Origin of the sequence: Novosphingobium resinovorum, assembly GCF_001742225.1 — a bacterium.
GTDB classification, from domain to species: Bacteria; Pseudomonadota; Alphaproteobacteria; order Sphingomonadales; family Sphingomonadaceae; genus Novosphingobium; species Novosphingobium resinovorum_A.
In genome coordinates this window covers 2,216,462-2,233,235 of sequence record NZ_CP017075.1, presented here as the reverse complement: position 1 = coordinate 2,233,235, position 16,774 = coordinate 2,216,462, and the positions used below count along the sequence as shown (strand labels likewise).

Here is a 16,774-nt window from a genome sequence, read left to right as displayed (position 1 = left end):
CCCCGGCGCGGGGCGTCTGCTTTGCGGGGAGGGTTTGTTTTGGCGCTGGAGACTATGGCACCTGCGGTGGTGTCCGGGCGGTCGATCCGGGACGCCTGGCGCGCTCTTCTGATCGGCGGTCTGCTGGCCACGCTCGCGGCTTGCGGCGGCGTAATCCCGAAGACCGGCGGCCCGCGCCCCACGCTTCCGCCGACCGGGCCGACGACCCTGCCTTCATCTCCCCAGAACGCGCTGGCTGCCGGTGTGCGCCGTGGTCCTGCGCTGTCGGCGCTGCGGATGGGCGCGGCCGATGCGGCAGGCGCTCTCGCCTCGTTCCGTGAAAGCTGCCCGAAGCTCATCGTCCGCAAGGACGGCAGTGGCCTGACCCGGCCCGAGGACTGGCGGCAGGCTTGCACCGCCGCCGTGAACTGGGGCGCGGGATCGCCCGCGCTGTTCTTCTCCAGTTTTTTCGAGGCCGCCCGCATCGGCGACGGCAGTTCCTACGCTACCGGCTACTACGAACCGGAGATCGCCGGCGGGCGCACGCCGCAGCCCGGTTATACGGTGCCGGTCTACGCCTTCCCGCCCGATCTCGTGCGTGCGAAGCCGGGGGATGCGCCGCCGCTCAGCAGCGGGCGCATGCCGCTTGGCCGCTATGCGCCGGACGGCACCTTCACCAGCTATTTCGACCGCGCACAGATCGATGCCGGGGCGCTGGCGGGCAAGGGGCTGGAGATTGCCTGGGCCGCCGATCCCGTCGAGTTCTTCTTCCTTCAGGTGCAAGGCTCCGGCCGCCTCGTCGCTCCGGACGGCACGGTGACGCGCATCGGCTATGCGGGCCAGAACGGCTTGCCCTATACCGGCATCGGCGGGGTCATGCGCGATCAGGGGCTGGTCGGCTCCGGGCCGGGTCAGTACTCCGGCTCCATGCAGGGCATCATGCAATATGTCCGCGAGCATCCGGTCGAGGGGCGCGCGCTGATGGAGCGCAATCGCTCGTGGGTTTTCTTTAAAGTGTTGAACGGTGATGGACCGCTCGGTGCCCTCAATGTGCCCGTGCGAGCGGGCAATTCTGTGGCCGTAGACCCCCGCTATGTGCCGTTGGGTGCTCCTGTGTACCTCGATATGGACCGCCGCGAGGCCAACGGCCTGTGGATCGCACAGGATACCGGCGGCGCGATCAAGGGTGCGAACCGTTTCGACACCTTCTGGGGCGCCGGGTCCCAGGCCCGCCTGACCGCAGGCGGCATGAGCGGCCGGGGCAATGCCCTGATCCTCTTGCCCAAGGGCGTCCTGACCCGCCTCGGCGCCCGATGAAACGGCCGGGGCGCAGGCTTACGGAAGAGGAGAAGGCGGTCTGGGCGCAAGTCGCCCGCACCGTCAAGCCGCTTGTCGCGCCTCGCAAGCTGGTCGAGCCCGAGGCGCCTGTGATGCCGGTCCCGGTTGCTCCGCCACCACCTGTGAAAAAGGTCAAGGGCCGGGTTCCGCCGCCGTCGCTGCCTAAAGCGGCCCCGCCCAAGCCGCGCGTCGATGTGCCGGTCAATCTCGACGGATCGTGGGAGAAGCGGATCTCCAAAGGCACGTTGCTGCCCGATTTCAGCCTCGACCTGCACGGTTCCAACCTCGATCAGGCCTACATGCGTTTGATGCACGGGCTGGTGCAGGCAAAGGCGATGGGCGCACGAGTAGTGCTCATCGTGACCGGTAAGGCGCGTCCTGTGGATGCCGCAGACCGGGGCAGCGCGCGCGGTGCGATCCGCGCGAAGATCGCCGACTGGCTTGCCGCGAGCGAGCACGCATCGGACATCGTCGCCATTCGCGGCGCCCATCGGCGTCATGGCGGGCAGGGTGCGATCTATCTCGTCCTGAAGAAGCGGCGCTAGGCAAAGCGCGGCCCCGAAGGGGAAATAAGCACCAATTTTCAGAAGGATGTGGAGGCCCGAGCCGGAATCGAACCGGCGTGCAAGGATTTGCAGTCCTCTGCGTCACCACTCCGCCATCGGGCCATCCGTGTGGAGGAATGCGCGCCTAGCAACCGATCGCTGGGAGTGCAACGGGATTCGCGCAAGTGGCCGGATTTTGTTTGTGCCTCATCGCTCTCGATACCCGTTTCGTGCGCTTCTTCCCTTGCCGAAAGCGCGGACGGAGCGCTGTAATAGCCGTTTCCTTGCATGAAGGGGTTTTGGCATGATTCTTGGAGCAGTGCTTGCAGGTGGGCTGTCGAGCCGCTTCGGCAGCGACAAGGCGCTGGCCGAAATCCAAGGGCGCACGCTGATTTCGCTGGCGGTCGATACGCTGTCGGGCTGGTGCGAACATGTTGTCGTCACCGGGCGCGAGACCGCACCCGCCCCGACGCTCCCCGACTGGCCGCGCGCTGGGATGGGGCCGCTTGGCGGGCTGGCGGCTGCCTTGCATCATGCCCTGGACGAGGGTTACGAGGCTGTGTTGAGTTGCGGCGTCGATGCAGGGCCGCTACCGGATGATTTGCCCTTGCTGTTGGGGCGAGCGCCGGCCTGCCTTGCCATGCAGCCGGTCATCGGCTTGTGGCCTGCGTCGGCCGCCCCGCAACTTGAAACCTTGCTGGAGAGCACGGAGCGTCATTCTATGCGCCGGTTCGCGGAAATGATCGGCGCGCGTCTCGTCGAGATCGATACGCCGATCGCCAATATCAATACGCCCGATGACCTCGCCCGGATCGCCGACAGCCCCTTGTCCTGATCGAGGTTCGTGTTTCAGGCGACAGCCTGTTGCGGATGGGAATATGGTCCGCCGTTCGGGACGAACGTCGTCCGCGCCTCGTCCTCGGCAGTTGATCTCAGGCAATAGCCGCCTGCCGAGGCTGTGGCGATGATGCCCGCCATGCCTACGAAGCCCAGCTTGCGGCGCAGGCGGGACATGTGAACGGCAATGCTGTTGGTTTCGGGTACAAAGCCCATCCGCCAGACGTCCTGAATCAGGTCCTGCTTGCTCACCGGCTCTCCGGGCGTGTCCGCCAAGCGCCAGATAAGTGCGAATTCGCGGGGGTTGAGGTTGAGGGACTTGCCCTGCCCATAAGCCTCGCGGGCCAGCAGATCGAGTTCCAGATCGCCGAGGCGACGGTGGCGGGGTAGCCAGCGTGTCAGTTCGGCCAACCTGCAGGCACGGGCCTCGAACTCGCTGGGATCGACAGTATCGGGCACGGCTTCGCCGAAGCCGGCTTGCAAAAGTTCAGCGCGCTCACTTGCGGATGCGGGGCCGATCACCAGCACGAAACGGCGTACGTCGTTGCGGACGGCCAGCAGCCTTTCCCATCCGGCAGGATCGAGATGACCTGCGTGCATGACCCCCATGCTGTCGCTGGAGGGCTCTCCACCAAAGTCGAGTGTCCAGCCGCAAACCCTGAGATCGAAGTCGATCGGGATTCTGTCAGACCCGAGCCATCGAAAATGATACGGCGATTCTCGCCGTGAAAGAAGGTTAGCCATCTGCCCCCCAAATAGCTCAGTATTCCAATGCGAGGGGCGAGATGGCGTAATTTTACCCTCTGTTACAACACGTATATTATTACAGGACTACGCGTGCGTTAACTTCGATATTCCGCAGAAATCCTGAATTTTTGCCGTTACAGGCGCTCAGGATGAAGGGGTATTAACCCCCATCGAGCTGAGGTAACGCTTCACGTTGCGCGCGGCTTGTCGAAGGCGTTGTTCGTTTTCCACCATGGCGATTCTGACGAAGCCTTCTCCGTCTTCACCGTAGCCGACGCCCGGAGCGACGGCGACTTCGGCGTGGGTCAGGAGCTGCTTCGAGAATTCCAGGCTGCCCATGTCCTTGAGGGCCGGTGGCAGGGGCGCCCAGGCGAACATCGAGGCCTTTGGTGCGGGAATGTCCCATCCGGCTCGGCCGAATGCCTCGACCATGACGTCGCGGCGCTTCTGGTAGAGGTCGCGGTTGCGCTGGACGATGTCCTGCGGGCCGTTCAGCGCGGCACAAGCAGCGGCCTGGATCGGCGTGAAGGCGCCGTAGTCGAGGTAGGACTTCACGCGGGTCAGCGCAGAGATCAGCTTCTGGTTGCCCACCGCAAAACCGATGCGCCAGCCTGCCATCGAGTAGGTCTTGCTCATCGAGGTGAATTCCACCGCGACGTCCTTGGCGCCCGGCACCTCGAGGATCGAGCGGGTCGGGTTGCCGTCGTAATAGAGTTCCGAATAGGCAAGGTCGGACAGAATCCAGACCTTGTTCTCCTTGGCCCAGGCGACGAGGCGCTCGTAGAACGCGAGGTCCACGGTTTCGGCTGTCGGGTTCGACGGGTAGTTGACGATCAGGATCGAGGGCCGCGGTACCGTGAAGGCCATCGCGCGGTCGAGCGAGCGCCAGTAGTTCTCGTCAGGCGTGGTCGGAACCGAGCGGATCGTGGCGCCGGCGATGATGAAGCCGAACGTATGGATCGGGTAGCTCGGGTTGGGCGCCAGCACCACGTCGCCGGGCGTCGTGATCGCGGTTGCCAGGCTGGCCAGGCCTTCCTTCGAGCCCATGGTCACCACGACCTCGCGCTCGGGGTCCAGTTCCACGTTGAAACGGTTGGCGTAGTAGTTCGCCTGGGCGCGGCGCAGGCCGGGGATGCCCTTGGACTGCGAATAGCCGTGAGCGTCGGGCTTCTGCGCCACCTCGCACAGCTTGTCGAGCACGTGCTGGGGCGGGGGCAGGTCGGGGTTGCCCATGCCGAGGTCGATGATGTCCTTACCGGCCTGGCGGGCTGCGTGCCTCATCGCGTTCACTTCGGCGATGACATAGGGCGGCAGTCGCTTGATGCGGTAGAACTCGTCTTCCATGACCTCTGGTATCCAGTAGCGTTGGCGGCAGGATCGCCGCCTGGCCCCTGTAAGGGATTCGGGCTGCCGCGCAAATGGGGACTGGCGAAAGATAATTGCAGGAAATGTCACGCTGAAGCGAGCGAAGGGGGCTCGACAGGAGTCCGCAGGGTTGCCAACCTGCGTGCGAATCCCAAGGAGAGCGATTGCCGATGGCTACCGACGCCGACCTCATCAGCGACGTCATGAAGTCCCAGGTTCAGAGCCTGACGACGTTGTTTGGCCAGATGGTCCCGGCGGAGGGCACTCCTGAAGCCGAAGCGACGGTGCAATGGGCCGAGGTGGCCGGCCGGCTGCATTCGATATGGACTGAGTTTCAGGTCGAGCAGCTGAACAAGGCATCGGCAGACAAGCCTCCGCACTACGCCGACCCCATGAAATGGATCGCCACGGTTGAGGGCGTCTTTCGCCAGCTTCCGCTCGCCAATCCCGAGATGCAGCAGAAGCTGTGGAACGAGGGGCTGGCGTTGGTGAATGCCGTGTTCGGGCAATATGGCATCGGACCGCGCGGCGAGGAAATCCGGGAACAGCCGGAGCTGCCGCGCCGCGACCATCGTTTCTCCGATCCGGAGTGGCGCCGCCAGCCGTTCTTCGCGATGCTGCACCAGCTTTATCTGCTCATGAGCGAGCAGGTCACCGGCCTCGCGGAATCGATCGAGGGGCTGGAGCCTGCGCGCAAGGCGCAATTGCTGTTCGCCACCCGGACCGTAGTGGATGCCCTGAGCCCCGCCAACTTTCCGCTGACAAACCCGGTCGCTCTCGCGAAAGCGTCGGAGACGCGCGGCGAAAGCCTGGTGCGCGGGTTCGAGAACCTGCTCGACGACATGCGTAAGGGGCAACTGACGCATACCCGGCCCGGCGCCTTCGTGCTGGGCGAGAACATCGCTGTGACCCCTGGCAAGGTGGTCTTCGAAACCCCGCTCTACCAGCTCATCCAGTACACTCCGACCACCGACAAGGTCCTGAAGACTCCCTTGGTGATCTTCCCACCATGGATAAACCGCTTCTACATCCTCGACCTTAATGCGCGGAAGAGTTTCGTGCGCTGGGCAGTCGAGCAGGGCGTGACAGTGTTCATGGTCTCCTGGAAGTCGGCCGACGCCTCGATGGCCGATCTTCTGTGGGATGATTATATCGCAGCGCAGATCGAGGCCGTGGACTTTGCGCGCAACCGTCTTGGTGTGCCTTCGGCGCACACGATCGGCTATTGCGTCGCCGGCACGACGCTGGCGGCCACGCTCGCCGTGCTGGCTCGCAAGGGCGAGGCGGACAAGATCGCCAGCGCGACCTTCTTTACCGCGCAGGTCGATTTCGAGGATGCGGGCGACCTCAAGAACTTCATCGACGACCAGCAGATCGAGACCGTCGGCCGTCTGTCTCCCGAAGGCTACCTCGACGGGCGCTATCTTGCCGCGACGTTCAATATCCTGCGCGGTAACGACCTCATCTGGAATTACGTCGAGCGTAATTACCTCAAGGGAGAGGACTACCCGGCGTTCGATCTGTTGCACTGGAACGGCGATGTCACCAACCTTCCGGCGCTCTGGCATCGCAACTACTTGCGCGACCTCTATCGTGACAACCGGCTGGCGGTGGCGGATTCGCTATCGGCCTGCGGCGTGCCGATCGACCTCCATCGCATTGCCACGCCCTGCTACATCCAGGCCGGGCGAGAGGATCATATCGCCCCGCCGACGAGCGTATGGAAGCTGACGCGCTATCTGGCCGGGAACTGGGCGTTCCTTCTTGCGGGTTCCGGTCACATCGCGGGGGTCGTCAATCCGCCCTCGACGGGCAAGTACCAATACTGGACCAACGATGGGTCACCAGAATCGCTGGCCGATTTCGTCGAGGGCGCGACCGAGCATCCCGGGTCATGGTGGCCGCATTGGGCCGAGTGGCTGCGCAATCTCGATCCGGCGGAAGTTCCGGCACGGGGCAGGCGCAAGCCTGGCGGGCGCGGTGACAAAATCGTCGAGGACGCTCCGGGGCGCTACGTCTCCGCACGCTAAACAAGGTCCATTCCGGCTGTTTAATCACGTGACCTGCGAGTGCGGGCGTGCTGACACACGGCTGTAATCTGCGACAGACACTCTGCGTGGACCTGAAAAGCAAGGCGAATTTGTGCGGTGCAGCATAAATTGTGCATCGCAGCATAGAAGTGTTGACTTCGCGTCTGCAAAAACCTATTTTGCAACGCAGCAAAGGTTGATGCGACTCGTGTTTCGCATGAATTGCCCGGGGTGACGCCCGGCTCCTACTCGAAGTTTTCAAATAAGGCTGGATGCACAGATGGCCGACAATGAAGACCCGAAGAGCAATATCGCTCCGGTAACGACACCCAAGCCCGTGGAAGCCAAGCCGGCTGCCCAGGTCAAGGCGCCGGAAGCTGCGGTGCCGGAAAAGCCGAAGGCGGAAGTTTCAAAGCCTGCAGTAGCCGCTGTCGTGCCGAAGGTGGCAAAGCCTGAGGTGCCTGCACCGGTAAAGGTGGAAGCGCCCGCGAAAGTTGAGGTCCCCAAGCCGGTTGCGGCAAAGGTGGCTTCGGCTCCCGCTAAGGTGCCGGTCGCCGAAGCGGCTCCGATCAAGGCTCCCGCTTCAAAGGCTCCGGCAGCGAAGGTTGCAGCGCCGAAGCCCAAGATTAAGACCGCCCCGGTCGCACTCGCGAAGCCGAAGCCGGTCTTACCAGTTGTTCCGGCAAAAGTCGCTACGGCCAAGCCGGCCATCAAGGTTGCCAAGGACGTGAAGGAAACGGTTGCTGCCGTTCCGGTTCCGAAGGCGGCCACTCCAACGGCGGCACCAAAGACCGCACCGAAGCCCGTTTCGGGCAAGCCCGTCTTCGCAGGACTGTTCTCCAATTTCATGCTCGAGGAAACGACAATGGACATGAGCGCTAACTTCACCGGATTCCAGGACGCCATCACCGAAGCTCAGGCCAAGGCCAAGGCTGCTTTCGAGAAGAGCACCAGCGTGCTGGGCGAAGTCAGCGACTTCGCCAAGGGCAACGTCGAGGCCGCCGTCGAATCGGGCAAGATCTACGCCGAGGGCGTGCAGGCCATGGGTTCGGAACTCGTCTCGGAGAGCCGCGCCGCGTTCGAGAAGATGTCGGGTGACATCAAGGAACTCGCTGCCGCAAAGTCGCCGACCGACTTCTTCAAGCTGCAGAGCGATCTCGTTCGCAAGAACTTCGACACGGCTGTTGCCTACAGCTCGAAGAACAGCGAAGCGATGCTCAAGCTGATGAGCGACACGTTCGCACCGATCTCGGGCCGCGTGAGCATCGCCGTCGAGAAGGCGCGCTCGGCTGCTCCGTTCTGATCTAAGGCAGGTTCGACCGGTCGGATGACGCAGTTATCCGGCCGATTGAGCCGCTGAACCGAGAATATAGGCCGGGGCATCTTGTTATCGGACGCCTCGGTACGATATTCTGGGCACCATGATTCCCCCGATCGCCGATTCTGACCTGTCGCCCTTTCCGTTCGCGCCGCTTCCGGTTGTGATGGCGGACGATGGCGACACCGATCACGGTACTGGCGACGACCATCAGGTCGGCATAGCCACCAAGACCCGTGCTAAGCCGAAGAAGCCGAGCCAGTTCAAGGTACTGATGCTCAATGACGACTACACCCCGATGGAATTCGTGGTGCTGGTCCTCAAGCGCTTCTTCCATATGGACCTCGAGCAGGCCACGCGCGTCATGCTGCATGTCCATCAGAAGGGCGTAGGCGTCTGTGGCATCTTCCCATACGAGATTGCCGAGACGAAGGTAAACCAGGTGATGGATTTTGCCCGTCAGAACCAGCACCCACTACAATGCACGCTGGAAAAGGCCTGAGCGCATTCTTTCTCCAGCCGGAAACCTTGCCGCTCCAGCGACGTTCAACGGCTCACCCGACACTTTCAGGAAGATGTCGGATCGCCAGCGACAAATCGCTTTGCCCTCCTGGCGTGAGCCGTTAAGGGCGGGGGAGAACGGTTGAGTGACGACGCCTAAGTGAAGTTCATCAGCGCCCTAGACCGCTACATCCTGCGCCTCGTGCTAATGCCGATGCTGGGCATATTCCTGCTCGCCGCATCGCTGCTCGTGCTCGACAAGATGCTCCGGCTTTTCGACTTCGTCGCGACCGAAGGCGGGCCGATCGGCGTCGTCTTCAAGATGCTGGCGAACATGCTGCCCGAATACGCCAGCCTTGCGATCCCGCTTGGGCTGATGCTCGGCATCCTGCTTGCCTTCCGCAAGCTGGCGACCAGCAGCGAACTCGATGTCATGCGCGCGGTGGGGCTCAGCTATACCCGCATGCTGCGCGTGCCCTACATGATCACGATCGCGCTGGTGATCGCCAATTTCGCGATCGTCGGCTATCTTCAGCCGCTGTCCCGCTATTACTACGAAGAGCTGAATTACGAGCTCAAGTCCGGCGCGCTCGGGGCCTCGATCAAGGTTGGCGAGTTTACCGCCCTCAAAGACCGCATCGCCCTGCGCATCGACGAAAGCCGTGACGATGGGCGCAAGCTCATGGGCATCTTCGCGCGCCTTTCGAACGACAAGGGCCAGGTGCTCTCGATCTCCGCGCGGGAGGGGCGTTTTCTTGCGCTCAAGGACAATCCCGACACGATCATCTTCCGACTCGAGCAGGGCCAGATCATTCAGGACGAGCCCGGGCAGCCGTCGCGCGTCCTGACCTTCACGCGCCACGACCTGCCGATCGAGCTTCCCGCAATCGAGAAGTTCCGCCAGCGCGGCGGGCAGGAGCGTGAATACCTTCTGCCCGAACTTCTGAAGCTCGGCTGGGACAAGAATGCGCCAAGCGACGAGCGCGTATCCAGTCAGGCGAATTTCAACTACCGCATGGTCGAAGTCGTGATGATGCTGCTGTTGCCGCTGCTTGGCGTTGCGTTGGCGATCCCGCCCAAGCGCTCCACGTCGGCGCTGGGTCTGTTCGTGTCGATCGTGATGGTCGTGGCCTACCACAAGGTCAATCAGTACGCGAACGACGTCGCCTCGCTGGGCAAGATGAACCCCATCATCGGGCTGTGGGGGCCGTTCTTCGGCTTTGCGGCGATCATCGTCTGGATGTACTGGCGTGTGGCCTACATACCGGGCGGTCAGGCGATCGGCTGGCTCGAGACCGCGTCCGACAAGGTGGTCAAGCGCCTGAAGTCGCTGCTGCGTCGTAACCGGCGCGGGCCTATCCTGCCGACGCCAGCGGACCAGAGCTGATCCATGAACCTCGAATTCTTCCCGTCGCGCACCCTGACACTCTATCTTGCACGGCTGTTCCTGACGCGCATCGTCGCCGTGCTTATCATGCTGGTGCTGGTGCTGCAGGTTCTCGATCTGTTGGGCGAGAGCGGCGATATCCTAGCCTACAAGGGCAACGGGCAGATGCAGTTGCTCTATTATGTCTCTCTGCGCGTGCCGCAACTGGTGGCGCGGTTCCTCCCCTATTCGGTGCTGCTCGCCACGATCATCACGCTGGCGACCCTGAACCAGAACAGCGAGGTCATCTCGATGAAGGCGGCGGGGCTGTCGGCGCATCAGGTGCTGGCGCCGCTGATTCTGACCGCGCTGGTGATCTCCGGCTTCAGCTTCGCTTTCAACGAGCGTGTCGTCACCCGCGCGGCGCGGACGCTCGATTCCTGGCAGGCGGTGGACTACGGGCCGATCCCGAAGAACGCGAGCCCCAAGGCGAACCTCTATCTTGCCGAAGGCAGCGACCTGCTGCTGGCGCAGTCGCTCTCCGGCGAGGGCAATGCCATGATGCTGCACGGCGTCACCTACTATCGCCGCGACGCTAACGACATGATCGTCGAGATGATGCGCGCCGGCACTGCGACTTACGCGAATCCCGGCTGGAAGCTCGACAAGCCGACGAAGTTCCAGGTTTCCGATACGACGACGACAAAGCTGGTCGCGGCCACCGTTGCGCCGGGCATCACGCCGGCCAAGATCTTCATCTCCAAGGTCGATGCCGATGCGGAGGATATCTTCACGCTTACCGGCTCGATCCAGGCTGTGCGCGAGGCTGGGCAGCGGACCAGCGAGCTTGATGCCGCGTGGTGGCACAAGCTGTCGGGGCCGCTGTCCTCGGCGCTGATGCCGCTGCTCGGGGCGGTCGCGGCGTTCGGTCTTGCCCGCTCCGGCGCACTGCTGATTCGCGCGGTGACCGGCATGGCGCTGGGATTTGCCTACTTCGTGTTCGACAACGCGGCATTGGCGATGGGCAATTTCGGCGGCTATCCGCCGCTGATTGCGGCCTGGGCGCCTTTCCTGCTGTTCGCGCTCATCGGCGAGACTGTGTTGATCCGTACCGAGGAGTAAAGGGTTACCTGACCTTCATCGTGCTGCGCGCCAACCTTCCGAGCAGCGGGGCAAGGCCGGGATAGCTGGCCTTGCCGTAAGTCGAACCCTCTTCCAGATGAGCGGTCAGGCGGCGGTGCGCCTCTGCCAGCGAGTGGTAGGGCATCGAAGGCAGCAGATGGTGCAGCGCATGATAGCGCAGACCCACCGGAGCCCACATCGCCGCGACGAAGCCGGGCGGCGGCACGTTCACCGAATCGAGATACTGCGCGGTGACGGTCATCGCTTCGCCGTCGTTCTCCCAAAGGTGGGCGACAAGGGTGCGGACCTGGTTGAGCAGTGCGGTGAACGAGACGACGCACAGCGCGATCAGAAGCGGCCTCCAGCCCCAGGCAAAGCTCGCGGCGACGAGGCCGATCGCCCAGACCGAGCAGGTGAGTTCCTGCCAGAACACCATGCGGGCGAAGTCGCCCTCCGGCTTGCGGCGCTTGTACTGCGGGTTGATGGCGAGCGCCGAGACACGTTCCCACACCAGCGTACGTAGCGGCGGCACGATTGCGCCCAGCGGCACGAGCACCGCCGAGCGGATCAGCAGCGCGGGCGGCAGCAGTATCGCGGTGAGCGCGAAGACCGGCAGGCTCCACGGCTTCATCAGCGCCAGCGGCAGGTATTCCGGGTCCTCGACCGTGCCGTAGCGGGTGCGGGCGTGGTGCTGGGTATGCACGCCCTCGTACATGAACGAGGGGATCAGCATTGGCACGCCGACCAGCAGGTTCCAGCCGAAGCGGAAGCCGGGCAGGGCGTCCTTGTGGATGTGCGTCAGTTCATGGATGAACAGCAGCGCGCGGTAGAGCGCCAGCGATGCGACCACGCCCAGCAGCACCGCGACCACCGGATTGCCTGCCAGAATCGCCCCCGCCAACGCCGCATAGCCGAGCGCGGCGCTGCCCAGCATGTCCGGCCAGTAGATGCCGGGGCGGGCCGCCGCGATGTCGCGCGTCAGTTCGACGGCGGCGCGCAGCATGGCCTTGTCGTCGGGCATCTGCGAGTGCCACGTCGATCCCTGCGCGGAATTACGCGCATCGGCGGGGGGCAGGTCGATCGCATTCTGGGCATTCATCGTGCAAGATTTCCAAAGTGTTTCCGGGCATAAGGCCGCCCGGTCCGCGCTCCACCGCAATTCGCCGTGCGGTCCGACTTGACAACCTGCCGCCATCGGCAGCACGTCGCGCTCATATTCCGTTACGCCAGAACAAAGGCAGCATCGTGGCCGAACTAGTCATCACTCCGATCTCCAGCAAGGCCGACATCGCCGCTTTTGTCGATCTCGCTTATCGACTCAATGCGTCAGATCAAAACTGGGTGCCGAATCTGCGCTCGGAGGAAATCTCTAAGTTCACAGCGGGCAAGAACCCGTTCTTCGAGCATGCCCGCGTCCAGCTTTTCCTGGCGAAGCGGGACGGCCAGATCGTCGGCCGCATATCGGCGCATATCGATGAACAGGCGCTGAAACAGCCGCTTGAGCAGGGGATGGGGCCGGGCACCGGCAACTGGGGCGCGATCGAGGCGGAGGACGCCGAAGTCGCCCACGCGCTCATCGCCCAGGCCGAGCAGTGGCTGCGCGAGCAGGGTATGATCCGTGTGCTGGCGCCCATGAACCTGTCGGTCTGGGAAGAGCCCGGCATCCAGACGGTGGGCCACGATCATGCGCCGATGGTCATGATGGCGCACCACAACGCCGCTTATCAGGGCTGGATCGAGAGCCAGGGCTACACCGCCGTCAAGACGCTGAAGACCTACGAACTCGACGTCACCAAGCAGTTCCCGCCGCTGATCCAGCGCATCGTCTCGTCCGGCGAGAAGAACGCCAAGATCAACGTGCGCGGCGTAGAGCTGAAGCATTTCGACCGCGAAGCCGCGATCATCTGCGAGATCCTGAACGATGCCTGGTCGGACAACTGGGGCTTTGTGCCCTTCACCGACAAGGAAATCGAGTATACCGGAAAGGCGCTGAAGCCGCTGGTGCATCCCGAACTGATCATGATCGCCGAGTACGAGGGCGAGCCGGTGGCGTTCATGATGACGCTGCCGGACCTCAACGGTATCCAGATGAAGGTCAACAAGCGCACCGGCAAGCCGTCCATCCTCGGCTTGCTCAAGCTGCTCCTTTGGTTGCGTAAGCCCCGGCCCGCCGACATGCGCGTGCCGCTGATGGGCGTGCGCAAGAAGCTGCAGTCCTCGCGGCTCGCCAGCCAGTTGGCCTTCATGATGATCGAGTACATCCGCCGCGCCGCCGTCGCCAAATTCGGGGCCAAGCGCGGTGAGATCGGCTGGGTTCTCGAGGACAACCAGGGCATGGTCGCTATCGCCGACGCCATCGACAGCACCGTCAACCGCGAATACGTGATCTACGACAAGGCGCTCTGAGCGCCGGAGGTTTACACGGTTTACACGGTCCAGGGGGATCTGCCAGGCCGCTGCTTGCGAGGGTGAGTGGCGGATTTCCGGGGTTTTCTGGCCGAGGCGCCTGTCACAAGGTGACACCTTTCCATGGGAGAGTGTCACCTTGGGGCGCCATGTGTCACTTTGCGCGCGGAAAGTGTCACCTTGTGCGTGAAAAGTGTAACCTTGCGCGATGAACCGGCTGGACATCGTGCACGGAGAAGGCGGGGCAGGGGGCGCATCGGGCGAGAATACCGCCGTGCTGACGCTGTAGGAAAACGGTTTCGAGCTTCACCTTGAATCGTCATTGCGAGCGCAGCGAAGCAATCCAGGGCCGCGCAAACCGCACTGGATTGCTTCGCTGCGCTTGTAATGACGAAGGGAGGGGCGATCCATTGTCTATACTGCTCAGAGCTGCGGATTCGATCGCTTACCGCCCGGCCTGTTCGAACACCGCCAGTTGCGCGGCGAAAGCCCGCTGGAAGGCGGGGCGGGCCTCGCCGCGTGCGACGTAGGCGCGGATCGTTGGGAAGTCCTCCAGCAGCCCCGAGCTTGCGAGGCGGCGCAGTACAGAGATCGTCATCAGGTCGCCCGCGCTGAAGGCGCCGTCCAGCCATTCCGTATCGCCCAGCCGCGCGGCGAAGTCGCCCAGGCGGGTGCGCACACGGGCGTCGAGCATGGTCAGGCGCTCCTCGTGCCAGGGCTTGTCGCTCTCGAACAGGGCGGCCATCGAGCGTTCGACGATCGGCGGCTCCAGCGTGGAGAGCGCGGCGAACATCCATGTGACCGCGCGGGTGTGAGCTTCCGGGTTCTCCGGCAGCAGCCCGGTATGGCTCTGCGCGAGGTGCAGCACGATGGCGCCCGATTCGAACAGCACGAGGCCGCCTTCCTCATACGTCGGGATCTGGCCGAAAGGGTTGCGGGCGCGGTGTGCGGCCTCCTTCATCGCCGTGAACGAGACGAGGCGTACGGTGTAAGGCTGTGCCACTTCCTCCAGCGCCCAGCGAACCGGCATGTCCCGCGCAAGGCCGCGGCCGCGGTCGGGCGAGGTTTCGAAGACGGTGAGGGTGGGCAGCATCGCGGGTGGCTCCGGTTTGGGAGCGATGATGCGCCTGATGGGGATTGGGGCGCAAGGGGGGCATCCTCCCCGTCGCGAAGCGATGGGGAGGGGGACCGCTCGCGGAGCGAGTGGTGGAGGGGGTAGAAACCCTCCGTCAGCCCTGCGGGCTGCCACCTCCCCATTGCTTCGCAACAGGGAGGATTTTGCCTAAGGCTGCGTCGGCGTCGCGGAAGGTGCCGGAGGCGGCGGGGCTTCGATCACCGTCGCGGGCTCGTCGCCCTCGACCACATCATCCGCCACTTCCGATGGCGGAACCGCAGGGCCGCCCGCGCGCGGAAGGCCGAGCCCGGCGTTCGGGTCGACAAGCGAGGCCTGCGACTTCACCGTATCGTAAGGCAGCATGTCATCGCTGACCGAGCGCGGCAGCAATTCGCCGCCCGCCGCCGCCTTGGGCTGGTCGTCCGCCTTCTTGCTGCAGCCGCCGAGCGCCAGCGCCGTCAGGGCAACGGGCAGGATCAGGTGCGCGGACTTCATTTACGCGGTCTCCGGTGCGGAAGGCGGGCAGGGGCTTTCCAGTGAGGCGAGGAAAGCCGGGGCGCGTGCGATCAGCGCGGCGTCGAAGGCGGCGAGGTTCACGTCCTTGCCGAGTCGCTTGAGGCTGGTGACGCCGAATTCCTCGATGCCGCAAGGCACGATGCCGGTGAAATGCGAAAGGTCGGGCGCGACGTTCACCGAGAAGCCGTGCATCGTCACCCACTTGCGGATGCGAACGCCGATCGCGCCGATCTTCGCCTCGCGCCCATCGACGTCGGTGGTCCAGATGCCGATGCGACCTTCGGAGCGGAAGGTCTCGACGCCGAAATCGCGCAAGGTCTCGATAACCCAGCCTTCGAGGCCGTGGACGAAGCCGCGCGCGTCGCGGGCGCGCTTCTTGAGGTCGAGCAGCACATAGCCGATGCGCTGGCCGGGGCCGTGGTAGGTATAGCGCCCGCCGCGTCCGGCCTCGACCACCTCGAAGCGAGGGTCGAGCAGTTCGGCGACGGCGGCGCTGGTGCCGGCGGTGTAGACCGGCGGATGCTCCAACAGCCAGACCAGTTCGCGCGCCTCTCCGGCGGCGATGGCTGCGTTGCGGGCGGTCATCTCCTCCAGCGCCTCGCGGTAGGGCACCGGATCGGCGGAGATGCGCAGTTCGATATCACCGGGTAGCGAAGTCATGCCGCGTTGCGTGGCGTCATTCCATGCGGTTATCAAGTGCAAACGCGCCAACCGGCGTCTATGGCGAGATCATGGAACCCTTGATGAAGTTCGACAGCAGCCGGGCCTGGAGCCAGGCGTCCCAGGCCGTTTCCGCCAACCGCGAGGTCGTGCTGGCGCTGGCCGGGGTGTTCTTTCTCCTGCCGCAGCTGATGTTCTCGATCTTTTTCCCGCCGCCGGAGACCGGCGCGGGAATGAACGAGACGCAGATGATGACCATGCTGCGCACCTACTATCTCTCGGTCGCGCCGGTGCTGATCCCGATGGCGCTGTTCCAGGCGCTGGGCTCGCTTTCGCTCCTGTGCCTGCTCGACAGCGATCGGCGACCGACCGTGGGCGGTGCGATCCGCGACGGGCTGAAGGGCGTGGTGCCTTATCTGCTCGCGCAGATCCTCACCGGCATGGCGCTGGCGCTGATCGCGCTCGTGGTTGCGGGGCTGCTGGGCGTCGTCGGAGGCGTCGTCGGCGGGGTGATCGGGCTGGCCATCGTGCTGCTCTTCGCCATCGTCATGGGCGTGCGCCTGTCGGTGGCGGCGCCGGTGATCGCGGTGGAGAACGTGTTCAACCCGGTCGCGGCACTGGTGCGCTCGTGGAAGCTGACCAAGGGCAATACCGCGCGGCTGCTGGGCTTCTACGCGCTGCTCGCGGCGGCCATGATCGTGCTGCTGATCTTCGGCAACGTTCTGACAATACCGATCACGCTGCTCGCTCCGGCCGAAGTCGCACGCTTCGTCGCGGCGGCGGTGGAGGCGGTGCTGGCGACGGTAATGGCGGTGTATTTCGTGGCGGTGATCGCGCAGGTGCATCGCCAGCTGGCGGGGCCTTCGGCGGAAGCGCAGGCGGACCTCTTCGGGTAACGCCTTATCCTCCCTGTCGCGCAGCGATGGGGAG

The 16,774-nt window shown here is 64.1% G+C and carries 17 protein-coding genes and 1 tRNA gene; 10 read left to right on the top strand and 8 right to left on the bottom strand.

Annotated features, from left to right (window positions below; translation table 11 throughout):
* The first annotated feature begins 39 nt into the window (after positions 1-39).
* Positions 40-1,296: a murein transglycosylase A gene (mltA, locus tag BES08_RS10385; protein ID WP_008832772.1), complete on the top strand. Its 1,257-nt coding sequence runs from the start codon at positions 40-42 to the stop codon at positions 1,294-1,296.
* The gene (locus BES08_RS10380; RefSeq protein ID WP_008832771.1) at positions 1,293-1,862 is read left to right on the top strand and encodes a Smr/MutS family protein; all 570 of its coding nucleotides are present in this window, start codon (positions 1,293-1,295) and stop codon (positions 1,860-1,862) included. The genes mltA and BES08_RS10380 overlap by 4 nt, the downstream gene beginning before the upstream one ends.
* 49 nt (positions 1,863-1,911) lie before the next feature.
* Here the strand turns inward: BES08_RS10380 and BES08_RS10375 are convergent.
* Positions 1,912-1,985, bottom strand: a tRNA-Cys gene (locus tag BES08_RS10375).
* Between the two features lie 181 nt (positions 1,986-2,166).
* Between BES08_RS10375 and mobA the strand changes: the two genes are divergently transcribed.
* Positions 2,167-2,697, top strand: coding sequence for a molybdenum cofactor guanylyltransferase (gene mobA, locus BES08_RS10370; protein ID WP_008832770.1), 531 nt, complete (start codon positions 2,167-2,169; stop codon positions 2,695-2,697).
* A 14-nt stretch (positions 2,698-2,711) separates the two neighbouring features.
* Here mobA and BES08_RS10365 read toward each other — a convergent pair whose 3' ends face one another.
* The gene (locus BES08_RS10365) at positions 2,712-3,299 is read right to left on the bottom strand and encodes a winged helix-turn-helix domain-containing protein (RefSeq protein WP_008832769.1); all 588 of its coding nucleotides are present in this window, start codon (positions 3,297-3,299) and stop codon (positions 2,712-2,714) included.
* A 291-nt stretch (positions 3,300-3,590) separates the two neighbouring features.
* Positions 3,591-4,790, bottom strand: coding sequence for an LL-diaminopimelate aminotransferase (locus BES08_RS10360; protein ID WP_008832768.1), 1,200 nt, complete (start codon positions 4,788-4,790; stop codon positions 3,591-3,593).
* Between the two features lie 191 nt (positions 4,791-4,981).
* Between BES08_RS10360 and BES08_RS10355 the strand changes: the two genes are divergently transcribed.
* On the top strand, positions 4,982-6,841 hold the full coding sequence (locus tag BES08_RS10355) for a PHA/PHB synthase family protein (RefSeq protein ID WP_008832767.1): 1,860 nt from the start codon (positions 4,982-4,984) through the stop codon (positions 6,839-6,841).
* A 258-nt stretch (positions 6,842-7,099) separates the two neighbouring features.
* Here BES08_RS10355 and BES08_RS33940 read toward each other — a convergent pair whose 3' ends face one another.
* The gene (locus BES08_RS33940) at positions 7,100-7,714 is read right to left on the bottom strand and encodes a hypothetical protein (RefSeq protein ID WP_231957945.1); all 615 of its coding nucleotides are present in this window, start codon (positions 7,712-7,714) and stop codon (positions 7,100-7,102) included.
* Here BES08_RS33940 and BES08_RS33935 point away from each other — a divergent pair.
* The 4 genes from BES08_RS33935 (at position 7,713) to lptG (ending at position 11,148) form a co-directional block, all read left to right on the top strand.
* Positions 7,713-8,144, top strand: coding sequence for a phasin family protein (locus BES08_RS33935; protein WP_231957944.1), 432 nt, complete (start codon positions 7,713-7,715; stop codon positions 8,142-8,144). The genes BES08_RS33940 and BES08_RS33935 overlap by 2 nt on opposite strands.
* Positions 8,145-8,325: 181 nt before the next feature.
* The gene (gene clpS, locus BES08_RS10345) at positions 8,326-8,661 is read left to right on the top strand and encodes an ATP-dependent Clp protease adapter ClpS (protein WP_036526453.1); all 336 of its coding nucleotides are present in this window, start codon (positions 8,326-8,328) and stop codon (positions 8,659-8,661) included.
* 159 nt (positions 8,662-8,820) lie between these two features.
* The gene (gene lptF, locus BES08_RS10340) at positions 8,821-10,047 is read left to right on the top strand and encodes an LPS export ABC transporter permease LptF (RefSeq protein WP_008832764.1); all 1,227 of its coding nucleotides are present in this window, start codon (positions 8,821-8,823) and stop codon (positions 10,045-10,047) included.
* A 3-nt stretch (positions 10,048-10,050) separates the two neighbouring features.
* Positions 10,051-11,148: an LPS export ABC transporter permease LptG gene (lptG, locus tag BES08_RS10335; protein WP_008832763.1), complete on the top strand. Its 1,098-nt coding sequence runs from the start codon at positions 10,051-10,053 to the stop codon at positions 11,146-11,148.
* A gap of 4 nt (positions 11,149-11,152) precedes the next feature.
* Here the strand turns inward: lptG and BES08_RS10330 are convergent, their stop codons facing one another.
* Positions 11,153-12,247, bottom strand: coding sequence for a fatty acid desaturase family protein (locus BES08_RS10330; RefSeq protein WP_008832762.1), 1,095 nt, complete (start codon positions 12,245-12,247; stop codon positions 11,153-11,155).
* 146 nt (positions 12,248-12,393) lie between these two features.
* On the opposite strand from BES08_RS10330, the gene BES08_RS10325 reads away from it, so the two are divergent.
* Entirely contained in the window at positions 12,394-13,554 is a 1,161-nt protein-coding gene (locus tag BES08_RS10325) for a GNAT family protein (protein WP_008832761.1), read from the top strand.
* 445 nt (positions 13,555-13,999) lie between these two features.
* Here BES08_RS10325 and BES08_RS10320 read toward each other — a convergent pair whose 3' ends face one another.
* From BES08_RS10320 to lipB, 3 genes are all read right to left on the bottom strand, one after another.
* Positions 14,000-14,647 carry a glutathione S-transferase family protein gene (locus tag BES08_RS10320; RefSeq protein ID WP_008832760.1) on the bottom strand — a complete coding sequence of 216 codons (648 nt, stop codon included), beginning with the start codon at positions 14,645-14,647 and terminating at the stop codon, positions 14,000-14,002.
* Between the two features lie 189 nt (positions 14,648-14,836).
* A complete protein-coding gene (locus BES08_RS10315; protein ID WP_008832759.1) occupies positions 14,837-15,163 on the bottom strand; it encodes a hypothetical protein in 327 nt (108 codons plus the stop codon).
* Entirely contained in the window at positions 15,164-15,844 is a 681-nt protein-coding gene (lipB, locus tag BES08_RS10310) for a lipoyl(octanoyl) transferase LipB (protein WP_008832758.1), read from the bottom strand.
* Positions 15,845-15,927: 83 nt separating this feature from the next.
* Between lipB and BES08_RS10305 the strand changes: the two genes are divergently transcribed.
* Complete coding sequence (locus BES08_RS10305) at positions 15,928-16,740, top strand: hypothetical protein (protein WP_008832757.1); 813 nt, start codon at positions 15,928-15,930, stop codon at positions 16,738-16,740.
* The last annotated feature ends 34 nt before the right edge of the window (positions 16,741-16,774 follow it).